9 protein-coding genes are annotated in these 11,478 nt (G+C 67.4%); all 9 read right to left on the minus strand.

The window, feature by feature from the left end; translation table 11 throughout:
- Nucleotides 1-1,790, minus strand: a 1,790-nt coding sequence (locus tag LPZ50_RS15010; RefSeq protein WP_230662272.1) for a choice-of-anchor I family protein, incomplete at its 3' end; no start/stop codon positions are given.
- 64 nt (nucleotides 1,791-1,854) lie between these two features.
- Entirely contained in the window at nucleotides 1,855-2,775 is a 921-nt protein-coding gene (locus LPZ50_RS15015) for a DMT family transporter (protein ID WP_230662273.1), read from the minus strand.
- Between the two features lie 127 nt (nucleotides 2,776-2,902).
- On the minus strand, nucleotides 2,903-3,886 hold the full coding sequence (locus LPZ50_RS15020; protein WP_230662274.1) for a tripartite tricarboxylate transporter substrate binding protein: 984 nt from the start codon (nucleotides 3,884-3,886) through the stop codon (nucleotides 2,903-2,905).
- Nucleotides 3,887-4,035: 149 nt separating this feature from the next.
- Nucleotides 4,036-5,037: a Bug family tripartite tricarboxylate transporter substrate binding protein gene (locus LPZ50_RS15025; protein WP_230662275.1), complete on the minus strand. Its 1,002-nt coding sequence runs from the start codon at nucleotides 5,035-5,037 to the stop codon at nucleotides 4,036-4,038.
- A 61-nt stretch (nucleotides 5,038-5,098) separates the two neighbouring features.
- Nucleotides 5,099-6,340, minus strand: coding sequence for a CaiB/BaiF CoA transferase family protein (locus LPZ50_RS15030; protein WP_230662276.1), 1,242 nt, complete (start codon nucleotides 6,338-6,340; stop codon nucleotides 5,099-5,101).
- A gap of 4 nt (nucleotides 6,341-6,344) precedes the next feature.
- Complete coding sequence (locus LPZ50_RS15035; RefSeq protein ID WP_230662277.1) at nucleotides 6,345-7,484, minus strand: acyl-CoA dehydrogenase family protein; 1,140 nt, start codon at nucleotides 7,482-7,484, stop codon at nucleotides 6,345-6,347.
- A gap of 9 nt (nucleotides 7,485-7,493) precedes the next feature.
- Nucleotides 7,494-8,690 carry an acyl-CoA dehydrogenase family protein gene (locus tag LPZ50_RS15040; protein ID WP_230662278.1) on the minus strand — a complete coding sequence of 399 codons (1,197 nt, stop codon included), beginning with the start codon at nucleotides 8,688-8,690 and terminating at the stop codon, nucleotides 7,494-7,496.
- A gap of 14 nt (nucleotides 8,691-8,704) precedes the next feature.
- Nucleotides 8,705-9,886, minus strand: a complete 1,182-nt coding sequence (locus LPZ50_RS15045) for an acetyl-CoA C-acyltransferase (RefSeq protein ID WP_230662279.1) — start codon at nucleotides 9,884-9,886, stop codon at nucleotides 8,705-8,707.
- A gap of 38 nt (nucleotides 9,887-9,924) precedes the next feature.
- Nucleotides 9,925-11,478: 3-hydroxyacyl-CoA dehydrogenase (locus LPZ50_RS15050; protein ID WP_230662280.1), on the minus strand; the 1,554-nt coding region annotated here is incomplete at its 5' end.

An 11,478-nucleotide genomic window follows, 5' to 3' on the forward strand; every position in this document is an offset into this window, starting at 1 on the left:
CCGCTGGGCGAGTCGGCCGCGGGCACGAACGCCAGGCCTTCGGGGCCCAGGTCGCCCGCCGCGCCGGGGTCGGCGGCCGAGTCCACGCTGAAGTCGCGCGAGTTCACATAGGTGATGAACCCGGGCGCGGCCGGATCGGTGATGTCGTACACCATGATGCCGCCGATGCGTTCCAGCCCGACGAAGGCGTAGGTCTTGTCGCCGATCTTGCCCAGGGCGATGCCTTCGGGCTCGGGGCCCTTGTTGTCGCTGCGGTCGTCGAACAGGGTCTCGTCGTGGCCCGAGTTGAACCAGTCGGGGTAGCGTTCCGCGGTGATGCGTTCGAACTGGTCGCCCGAGTCCCACACCAGTTTGCCATCGGCATCGCGGATCGAGAACGAGCGCGCGCCATAGGCGTACAGCGTGTCGTAGACCAGGCGGCCATCGGCGCTGAGCTGCGGCGAGCCGTCGGCATTCTGCTTGTAGCCCATGGTCCAGGTCACCGTCAGGCGGCCCAGTTGTTCGTCCTCGCGGCAATCGCCTGGGTCCGTGGCGGTGGCGCCGCAATAGGCGAATACGGCCGGGTCCAGCAGACCGCCGGGCGCCAGTTGGCGCAGCTGCGGCGGCAGGTCGTCGCCGGCGCGGCGGTCGAAGCCGCCTGAGTGCACCAGGTGCTTGACGCGGAACTCGTCGACGAATCCCGGAGGCGGCGGGGCCGTATCGTCCCATCCCAGCCAGGTGCCGCTGGCGTCGCGGCCCCAGTTCCAGTAGTCGTCATTGTCTTCGCCCCAGGGGCGGCCGTCGCCTTCGTTGGCGGTGACCACGTAGGTGGCGCCGCCGGCGCTGTAGGCGGCGATGGCGTCGGGCATATACAGGCCCTTCACACCCGGCCAGGTGCGGATGTCGATGGCGCCGTTGCCGTCGCCGTCGCTGACATCCAGCCCGTTGCCTTCGACACTGTGGTCTTTGGCGCCCAGGGGCAGGATGGCGGTGATGCGCGCATCGGCCACGTTCAGCCTGGCCAGCGCGTTGTTCTCTTGCAGGGCAATCCAGGCGGTGGTGCCATCGGGGTCGACGGCAATGTATTCCGGCTCGATGTCCTGCGCGACGCTGGCGCGCGGGCCGACCAGGCGCACGCCCTGGGCGCGCAATTCGCCTTGCTTGCTGTTCCAGTCCGTGAAGCGCGCCAGGCGCGCGCTGGGAGAAGCCGGGTTGGAAATGTCGATGACACTGACCGATCCTTCGGGATCGATGCTGTAGTCGTCCGAAGGTTCGCCTTCGTTGGCGACCAGCACCGTCTTGCCATCGGGGGTGAAGGCCAGCATGTCGGGCAGCGAGCCCACCGGCACAGAGCCCAGCAGGGCCAGGCTGGCGGCATCGTACAAGGCTACATAGCCGGTGTCGGTCTTGACGGGCGCCTGGATGGCCACGGCGACCAGGCCGCCGCGCACGGCCACGCTGTTGATCTCGGCGCCGGCGAGAACGGCTTCGGCGTCCAGGGTTTGCAGATGCGCGGGGGCCGAGGGCGTGCTCAGGTCCAGCACGTCGATCTTGCCGGACTGGGCATTGACCACGAAGGCGCGGCGCGAGGCCGCATCGTAGGCCGGGATTTCGGCGGCGCTGACGCCATAGCTGCCGCTTTCGTAGCGGCCGATGAGGTCCAGCGAGGTGATGTGCTGCTGCGGGGCTTCGGCAACGGGTGGCGGGGGCGCAGCGGCGTCATCTTCATTGTCGTCGTCGCTGCTGCTTCCGCACGCAGTCAGGGCCAGCGGCAGCACCGTGCATGCCGCGATCATCTTCCATTTTTTCATATTGTGGGCTCGGTTCGGTTTTCGCGAAGAGCGGACAGACTAGAGTCGCTTTGTTGCGGTTTCCTTACGAGTCCTCGGATTTCGTCATGGATGTGCGTGACGGAGGCTTGCGCATCACCAGGTGGATGCCCGCCACGGCCAGCAGCATGCCGGGCCAGGCCAGGGGCGGAATGGTCTCGCCCAGCACCAGGAAGGCAATGACGGCCGTGGTGGGGGGCACCAGGAAGAACAGGGCAGAGACCCGCGAGGCCTTGCCATGGCGGATCATGGCCAGCAGCAGTGTGATGGCGACCAGTGAATTGCCCAGCACCAGATAGGCCAGCGAGCCGAACAGCGCGGGCGTCCATTCGATGCGCATGGGCTCCAGCGCCATGGCCAGCGGGGCGGACACCGCCAGGCCCACGGTGTATTGCACCAGGTTGGAGGTCAGTGGGTGGGTGTCGGTGCCATGGCGCTTTTCCCACAAGGTGCTGGCCACGATGGCCAGCAGCGCCAGCACGGCGAACAGCAGCCCCAGCGCCGACGCCGTGCCGATGGATGATTTGGCCATGATCACCAGGCCGGCTCCGGCCACGCCCAGCAGCAGTCCGGCCCAATGCCGCGGACTGACGCGCTCGCCCGCCAGCGCCGGGGCCAGCAGGGCGACCAGGATGGGTTGTTGCGAAGTGATCAGGGCCACGGCGCCCGCCGATACGCCGTATTTCAGGCTGAGATAAGTACACGCGAAATAGCCGGCCTGCAGCAGCAGCCCGACCACGGCCAGGTGCAGCCAGGCGGCGGGCGTGGCGGGCAGGGCGGGGCGCACCCAGGCAAAGGCAATGCCCACCAGCACCACCACGCAGGCATAGCGCAGCGCCAGGAATGTGAGAGGGTCGGCGTAGGACAGGCCCAGTTTCAGGAACACGAAACCGCACGACCATAGCAGCAGGAACAAGGCCGGCGCGTAGCTCAACCAGGCGGGAGAATGGGCGGTGGACGGGGACATGGCGCTTGGGGCTGGGAGAACGGCAGTTATACCGCAAGCCGCGCGCGAGGCGGTTCCGGCAGGGTGGTCCGCCGGGCCAGAAAAAAGTTGGCGGTGTCGGACACGCAAGGTGTCCGACACACGGGAGTTACTTGGCCATGAGGCCCAGGTGCTCGATCAGCTTCTTGTCTTTGGCGTAGGTTTCCTCGGCCCACGCGCGGTAGTCGGCGCTATTGCGGTACACCACTTCCTGGTTCAGCTGCGCCATGACTTCCATGCTGCGCGGCGAGAACAGGGCCTGTTTGAAGGCATCGTGCAGCTTGCGCACCACTTCGGGATCCATGCCCTTGGGGCCGGCCAGGCCGTAGGGCGAACTGGCCACCACGCCATAGCCCAGTTCCTTGGCGGTAGGCACGTCGGGCCAGCGCTTGGTGCGTTGTTCACCGAAGGTGACCAGCAGGCGCATCTTGCCCGAGTCCACGAACTGGTCCCAGCCTGTGGCATCGCTTTGCGCCATGACGTGGCCGCCCAGCAGGGCCTGCTGCAGGTCGGCGTTGCCCTTGAAGGGCACGTGCACCAGTTTCACCTTGGCGTTGATGGCAATTTCTTCCATCAGCAGGTGCGGCGACGAGCCTATGCCGGTAGACCCGTAGTCGATGGTGTCGGGCTTTTTGCGGGCCGCCTCGATGTATTCGTTGAAAGACTTGAAGGGCGAATCCGAACGCACCGTGAAGCCGAAGGTGTAGCCCGACAGGCCGATGATGAAGGTGAAGTCCTTCATCGGATCCCAGTCGGTTTTCATCATGTACGGCATGCGCAGCAGCCCCAGGGGAAACTGGCTGATGGTGTAGCCGTCGGGCTTGGCGGACTTGGCCATGTTGCTGGGGCCCAGGGTGCCGCCGGCGCCGGGGCGGTTTTCCACGATGATGTTCTGGCCCAGGTGCTTGCCGGCTTCTTCTGCCAGGATGCGGAAGTGCCGGTCGGTGGAACCGCCAGCGGGAAAGGGCACGATCAGCGTGATGGGTTTGTTGGGATAGTCGCTTTGCGCCACGGCAGGGCCGGGCAGCGCCGCGCATAGCCCGGCGGCAACGGCCAGGCCCAGGCAGGCGCGCCGGCTGGTTCTTTTATGCATGATGGCTTGTCTCCTTTGAGTTGTCATGCCCCGGCGAGGCTTGCGATACAAGCCGCGCCGGGGGTGATGCCAGCGCCTGCCCCGGGTGCGGCAGGCGCCTTGATGGACTCGGTGTTGCGTGGGCCCGCGTCCATGAAGCGCTTTTTTCTTCAGTCGACCGTCATGCCTTTTTCACGGGCCAGCGTGCCCCATTTCTGGTAGTCGCTGGCGATCCGGTCGGTCAGTTGCCCTGCCGGCTCATAGTGGGCGATCGTGCCGGCGCTGATCAGTTTTTGCTGCACTTCCGGGTCGGCCAGCGCAGCCTGCAGTTCGGTGTTCAGGCGGGCGATGACGTCGCCGGGCGTGCCCTTGGGCGCCAGCAGGCCGCCCCATGACACGGCGCTGAAGCCCTTGAAGCCTTGTTCCGCGATGGTGGGCACGTCGGGCAGCACCGATACCCGCTCGGGCGAGCCCACGGCCAGCGCGCGCAGCTTGCCCGCCTTGATATGCGGCAGGGCGGCCACCAGGTCGGCGTACATCATGGGCACTTGCCCGCCGATGGTGTCGGTGATGGCGGGCACGCCGCCTTTGTAGGCAATGTGCTGCATCTTGAATCCGCCCACGTCCTGCAATAGTTCCATCGTCATGTGGCCGAAGCTGCCCGCGCCCGAGCTGGCGTAATTCAGCTCGCCCGGGTGGGCCTTGGCGTAGTCCACCAATTGCTGCAGGGTGGTGACGTCCGGCAGTTTCTGCGGGTTGACAACCACCACGATGGGCAGGTCGTACACGGTGGCCACGGCCTGGAAGTCCTTGGGTGTTTCGTAGCCGGTGTTCTTGTAGAAGAACGGCGCGAACAGGGTGGGCGTGGCCAGCATCATCAGCGTATAGCCGTCGGCGGGCGCGCGCTTGAGCTGGTTGGCGGCAATCGAGCCCGATGCACCGGGGCGGTTCTCGACGATGACGGGCTGTTTCAGGCGGGCTTCCAGTTGCTGGCTGACCAGCCGGGACGCAACATCGGTGGGGCCGCCGGGCGGGAAAGGCACGATCAGCTTGATGGGCTGGCTGGGCCAGGCCTGGGCGGCGGCGGTGCCGGCCACCAGGAACGTGGCGGCCAGGGTAGCCAGGCCGCGGCGGGCCAGGGGAAGGGCAAAAGCGGAAAAACGGAATGTCATGCTTGTCTCGGGTTCTACGTCGTTGTGCGATGCATGGCGGCCGCGTGTTGCGGCCGGGTTGTCAGGTTGGCAGGGTCAGCACCCCCTTGGCCTGCAGGGCCCGCAAGTCGGCCTCGGGCAGTTGCAGCAGGCGCTGCAGGATCTCGTGGGTGCCTTCGCCCAGGGTGGGCGGCGCGTGGCGGATGGGCAGGCGCAGGCCGTCCAGCCGGTATGGCGGCGCATACACATGGGTGCTGCCGGCCACCGGGTGCGGCATCTCTTGCATCAGTCCGCTCTGGCGCGTGCGTTCGCTGGTCAGGGCTTCGTGCAGCCCCAGCACCTCGCCGCAGGGGATGCCGTTGGCCGACAGACGTTGCAGCAGCAGGCCGCGCGGAAACTCGCGGATCAGGGCCGTGACCATGGGCAGCAGTTCCAGGCGGTTCCTGGCGCGCTCGACGTTGGTGGCGTAGCGCGGGTCTTCGACGATGTCGGGCCGCATCACCACGTGCCGGCAGAACTTCTCGAACTGGGCATTGGTGCCCACGGCCACGATCAGCGGACCGTCGGCGGCCTCGAACATGCCGTAGGGCACGATGGAGGGATGGGCGTTGCCGTAACGCTGCGGATCCTGGCCCAGCAGCATGGCGTCCAGGCCGTAGTAGCTGGCGATCATGATGCCGCAGTCGTACAGCGCCATCTCGATCAGGCGCCCGCGGCCGGTGCGTTCGCGCCGGAACAGGGCCGCCAGCACGGCCTGCGCCGCGTACATGCCGGTCATCATGTCCACGGCGGCGACGCCGAACTTCAGCGGCGGCTGGCCGGCTTCGCCATTGATGGCCATGATGCCGGTCTCGCCCTGCATGACCAGGTCGTAACCGGGGCGCGCGGCTTCGGGACCGGAGCTGTTGTAGCCGGTAATGGAGCAATAGACCAGGCCGGGCCTGCGCGCCTTCAGCTGTTCATAGCCCAGGCCGAGTTTCTCGGCGCCGCCGCTCTTGAAATTGTGCAGTACCACATCGAACTGCGGCAGCAACTGGTAGATGATCTCCAGGCCTTCCCTGGATTGCAGGTCCAGCGTGATGGACCGCTTGTTGCGGTTCATGCTGTTGTAGTAGGTGGTCTCGGTCTTGCCGATGCGCATGCCCCAGTCGCGCGTGTCGTCGCCGCGCACGGGGTGCTCTACCTTGATGACTTCGGCGCCGAAGTCGGCCAGCACCTGGCCGCACAGGGGGCCGGCGAACACGCGGGAAAGATCCAGCACGCGCACGCCTTCCAGCGGGAAATCCTGTTCGTCGCCGGACTGCTGCGAGGATGAGGTATTCATGGGCTCAATCCGCTACGGGTTGCAGCGCGATGAAGCGCGCCAGATGGTGATCTTCATCGCCCAGCTGGTGGTCTATCATGACCAGCCGCTTGGCGTAGTGGGCCAGCGGCAATTCCCAGGTCATGCCGATGCCGCCGTGCAGCTGGATGCATTCTTCGGCCACCAGCGTGCCGGTGCGGCCGATGGTGAACTTGGCAGCCGACAGGGCGCGTTCGCGGGTGCCGCGGTCGGGGTTGTCCAGCTGCGCGGCAGCATTGATCACCGCCGAGCGCGCCTGCTCGATTTCCAGCAGCACGTCGGCCATGCGGTGCTGCAGGGCCTGGAAGCGTCCGATGGGCACGCCGAACTGCTTGCGCGTCTGCAGGTATTCAAGGGTGGCGTCGCGGGCGGCGTCCATGGCGCCCACGGCTTCGGCGCACAGCGCCAGCAAGCCCTTGCCCAGGGCGCGTTCCAGCACGGCATGGCCGGTGCCGGCCTGGCCCAGCAAGGCCTGGGCGCCAAGCTGTACGCCGTCTAGCGCCAGGTCGCCGGCGCGTCCGCCATCGATCAGGGGGTAGCCTTGTACTTGCAGGCCAGGCGTGCCGGCCGGCACCAGGAACAGCGAGATGCCTTCCTGGTCGGCTTCGCCGCCGGCGGTGCGGGCGGAAACCACGAACAGGCTGGCCTGCTCGGCCTGCGCCACCACGGCCTTGGCGCCGTCCAGGCGCCAGCCATCGCCCTGGGGCACCGCGCGCGTCTGTACGCGCGCCATTTCATAGCCGGCCCCGGGTTCGGCGTGCGCCAGCGCGGCCACCATGGCGCCGCCCAGCAGTGTTTCCAGGGCCTGCTTCTGGTCGGGCGTGCCGGCGGCGGCGATGGCGTCGCCGGCCATCAGCGCGTCGAGAAAGGGTTCCACTACCAGGCCACGGCCCAGTGCTTCGAACACCACGGCAATATCGAAGCCGCTGCCGCCCAGGCCGCCGTCGGCCTCGCCGAACAATGCGCCGATGGCGCCCAGTTCGGCATAGCGCTGCCAGAATTCCTGGCTGTAGCCTTCGGGCGAGCCGGCGATGCGGTCGCGCACGGCGAATCTGTACTGCTCGGCCACGAAGCGTTTCAACATGTCCGCCAGCATGCGCCGGTCTTCGGTATGGTCGAAATTCATGTTGATTCCTTACAGTCCCAGGATCATCTTCGAGATGATGTTTTTCTGGATTTCGTTCGAGCCGCCGAAGATCGACAGCTTGCGCAGGTTGAAGTACTGGGCCGCTGCGCTGTCGGCGCCGTCGGGGCCGATTTGCGGGCCTTCGTAGCCGTCGTGCAGGGCCTGGGCCACATAGGGCCGCGCATACGTGCCCATGGCGCGGCGGTTCAGCGCCGAGATTTCCTGGCGGATCTGGGTGCCGCGGATCTTCAGCATCGAGCTTTCGGCGCCAGGCGCGCCGCCGTTGGCAGCCGCCGCCAGCACGCGCAGGTTGGTGGTGCGCATGTTGTCGAGTTCGATCTCGACGCGGGCCAGGCGGGCCGCGAAGGCCGGGTCTTGCAGCAGCGGTCGGCCGTTCCTGTACTGGCGCGCCGCCACCGCCTTGAGTTGTTGCAGGGCCGCGGTGGAAATGCCCACGCCGGCGATATTGGTGCGCTCGTAGGTAAGCAGATACTTGGCGCAGGACCAGCCGCGGTTTTCCTCGCCCACCAGGTTCTCGGCCGGCACGCGCACGTCGGAGAAGAACACTTCGTTGACTTCGTGTTCGCCGTCCAGCGTGATGATGGGACGCACCTCGATGCCCGGCGTGTCCATGTCGATGAGCAGGAAGCTGATGCCTTCCTGGGGCTTGCCGTCGGTGCGGGTGCGCACCAGGCAGAAGATCATGTTGGCGTGCTGGCCCAACGTGGTCCAGGTTTTCTGCCCGTTCACGACGTAGTGGCCGCCGTCGCGCACCGCAGTGGTCTTCAACGAAGCCAGGTCGGACCCCGCGCCGGGTTCGGAATAGCCCTGGCACCACCAGTCGGCGCCGTCCAGGATGCGGGGTAGCCAGTAGCGTTTCTGCGCTTCGTTGCCGTATTTGATCAGCACCGGCCCCAGCATGCTCAGTCCGAACGGCACGATGCGCGGCGCATGGGCCAGGGCGCATTCGTTCTCGAAGATGAACTTCTGCACGGCTGTCCAGCCGGTACCGCCATATTCGCGCGGCCAATGCGAGGCCAGCCAGCCCTGGGCGTTCAGGATGGCGTGCCAGGCTTCCATGTCGGCCTTCGACAGATGATGGTGCTCGCGCACCTTGCGCGCCAGTTCAGGCGGCAGCTTGTCGGCCAGGAAGGCTCGCACCTCGGCGCGGAAGGCCTCTTCTTCGGGGGTGAAATTCAGGTCCATGGGTGTCCTCGGGTTCAGTAGATTTCGAACAGGCCCGCCGCGCCCATGCCGCCGCCCACGCACATGGTGACCACGGCATAGCGGGCGCCGCGGCGGCGCCCTTCGATCAGGGCATGGCCGGCCAGGCGCGCGCCCGTGACGCCGAACGGATGGCCCAGCGAGATGGCGCCGCCGTCGACGTTGAGTTTTTCGGAAGGGATGCCCAGCGTCTGTTGGCAGTACAGCGCCTGGGACGCAAACGCCTCGTTCAGTTCCCAGAGGTCGATGTCGTCGACCTTCAGGCCGTGCCGCTGCAGCAGGCGGGGCACGGCGTAGACGGGGCCGATGCCCATTTCATCGGGTTCGCAGCCGGCGATGGCCAGGCCCCGGAAGACGCCCAGCGCCTGCAGGCCGGCGCGTTCGGCCTCGCGGGCTTCCATCAGCACGCAGGCGGCGGCGCCGTCCGACAACTGCGAAGCGTTGCCCGCGGTGACGAACTGGTCCGGCCCGCGCACGGGTTCCAGCTTGGCCAGGTTCTCGTAGGTGGTGCCGGGCCGGTTGCAGGTATCGGCGTCGATGGTGACTTCGCGCTGGGTGACCGTGCCGGTGGCCTTGTCGGTAACCGCCATGATGGTGGTGACGGGAACGATTTCGTCGCGATACCGGCCGGCTTGCTGGGCCTCGGCGGTGCGGCGCTGGCTTTCCTGGCTGAAACGGTCCTGCGCTTCGCGGCTGATGCCATAGCGCGCCGCGACGATATCGGCGGTTTCTATCATGGGCAGGTACAGCTGGGGCTTGTGTTCGGCCGTCCAGGGGTCGATGCCGGCGTTCGGGTCGTCGCGTGTGCGGATGTGCGAGATGGATTCGACGCCGCCGGCGATCATGGCCGGCGCGCCGTCCATGACGATGCGCGCCGCGGCGCTGGCGATGGCCTGCAGGCCCGAGGCGCAGAACCGGTTGACGGTGGCGCCGCCCACGCTGACGGGCAGGCCGGCGCGAATGACGGCCTGCCGCCCGATGTTGCGGCCGGTGGTGCCTTCGGGGTAGCCGCAGCCCAGGATGGCGTCTTCGATCAGGGCGGGGTCGATGCCGGCGCGTTCCACGGCGGCGCGCACGGCGAACGCGGCCAGCGTGGGCCCGGCAGTAATGTTGAATTCGCCGCGATGGGCCTTGGTGATCGGCGTGCGGGCGGTAGAGACAATGACGGCTTCGCGCATGGCGGGTATCCGGGAAAAGTGACGGGAAGTAGCGGGCTTCAGGCGCGGTTCAGGCTGGCGAAGGTCTGGCCTTTTTCTGCCAGTTCCACCAGCAGCGGCGCGGGCTTCCAGAAGTGGGGGTCTTCCTGCGCGAATTCGCGGATATCCGCCAGCACTTGCGGCAAGCCAGCCTGGTCGGCATAGTGCAGCGGCCCGCCGCGGTAGCGCGGAAACCCGTAGCCGGACAGGAACACCACGTCGACGTCCAGCGGGCGCAGCGCGATGCCTTCCTGAACCACATTGGCGGCCTCGTTGATCATGGCGGCCATGTAGCGGCGCATGATGTCTTCGGGGCTGAAGGCGCGCGGGGTGATGCCGGCGCGCCGGCGTTCGGCGTCGATGATGGCCAGTACTTCCGGGTCGGGGGTGCCCACGCGCGCGCCATCGGGGTACAGATAGAAGCCGCGGCCGGTTTTCTGGCCGAACCAGCCTTGTTCGCACAGGCGGTCGGGAATCTGCACATAGCGCAGCCTGGGGTCGCGGGTGGCGGCGCGGCGCTTGCGGGTGGCCCAGCCTATGTCGCCGCCAGCCAGGTCGGCCATCTGGTAGGGGCCCATGGGGTAGCCGAATGCGCGCACCGCGTCATCGATTTGATAGGGCGTGGCGCCGTCTTCCATCATCAGGTCGGCTGCCTGGCGATACACCGCCAGCACGCGGTTACCGATAAAGCCGTCGCACACGCCGGCGCGCACCGGCACCTTGCGCAGGCGCCGCGCCAGTTCGAAACCGGTGGCCACCGTATCGGGCGCGCTGCGCTTGCCCACCACGACTTCCAGCAGTTTCATGATGTTGGCCGGCGAGAAGAAGTGCAGGCCCAGCACGTCGGTCGGGCGCCGCGTGGACGCGGCGATGCGGTCGATGTCCAGGTAGGACGTGTTGCTGGCCAGCACGGCACCGGGCTTGGCGACGCGGTCGAGTTCGGCGAACACGGCCAGTTTCACGTCCATGTCTTCGAACACGGCCTCGACGATCAGGTCGGCATTGCCCAGCGCGGCGTAATCGGTGGTGCCGGTGTAGCGCCCCATGCGCCCGGCCTTGCCGGCCGCGTCCAGGCGGCCCTTCTTGATGAGCAGGTCGTACACCTGTTCGACACGCGCGCGGCCGCGCGCCAGCGCGGCTTCGTCCTGCTCTACCATGATGACCTGCAGGCCGGCATCCAGCATGGATACGGCGATGCCGGCGCCCATGGTGCCGCCGCCGATCACGCCCGCCTGCTGCAGCGGGCGTGGCTGCGCGTCGCGCGTTTCAGGAGCCTTGGCGGTTTCGCGCTCGGCGAAGAAGGCATGCACCAGCGCGGCGCGTTGCGGGCTGTCCAGGCACTGCAGGAACAGGGCGCGCTCGGCGCGCAGGCCTTCGTCGAAGGGCTGGTCCAGCGCGGCCTGCATGGCGTCGATGATCTTGCCGGGCGAGAACAGGCCGCGCTGCTTTTTCTGCACCTGTTCGCGCGCTGCGTCGATGGCCGCCTGGGCGGCGGCGCGGTCGGCAAGCGCCGCCGTGGCATCGCGGGTGCGGCGCGGGCCGGCTTCTTGTCGCAGTACAACGTGGGCGCCCAG

Source organism: Bordetella petrii (assembly GCF_020991325.1).
Classification (GTDB): domain Bacteria; phylum Pseudomonadota; class Gammaproteobacteria; order Burkholderiales; family Burkholderiaceae_B; genus Bordetella_A; species Bordetella_A petrii_E.

Coding starts and splice junctions, on each gene's coding strand:
- LPZ50_RS15015 (WP_230662273.1), bottom strand. CDS start 2,775: ATGTCCCCGTCCACCGCCCATTCTCCCGCCTGGTTGAGCTACGCGCCG.
- LPZ50_RS15020 (WP_230662274.1), bottom strand. CDS start 3,886: ATGCATAAAAGAACCAGCCGGCGCGCCTGCCTGGGCCTGGCCGTTGCC.
- LPZ50_RS15025 (WP_230662275.1), bottom strand. CDS start 5,037: ATGACATTCCGTTTTTCCGCTTTTGCCCTTCCCCTGGCCCGCCGCGGC.
- LPZ50_RS15030 (WP_230662276.1), bottom strand. CDS start 6,340: ATGAATACCTCATCCTCGCAGCAGTCCGGCGACGAACAGGATTTCCCG.
- LPZ50_RS15035 (WP_230662277.1), bottom strand. CDS start 7,484: ATGAATTTCGACCATACCGAAGACCGGCGCATGCTGGCGGACATGTTG.
- LPZ50_RS15040 (WP_230662278.1), bottom strand. CDS start 8,690: ATGGACCTGAATTTCACCCCCGAAGAAGAGGCCTTCCGCGCCGAGGTG.
- LPZ50_RS15045 (WP_230662279.1), bottom strand. CDS start 9,886: ATGCGCGAAGCCGTCATTGTCTCTACCGCCCGCACGCCGATCACCAAG.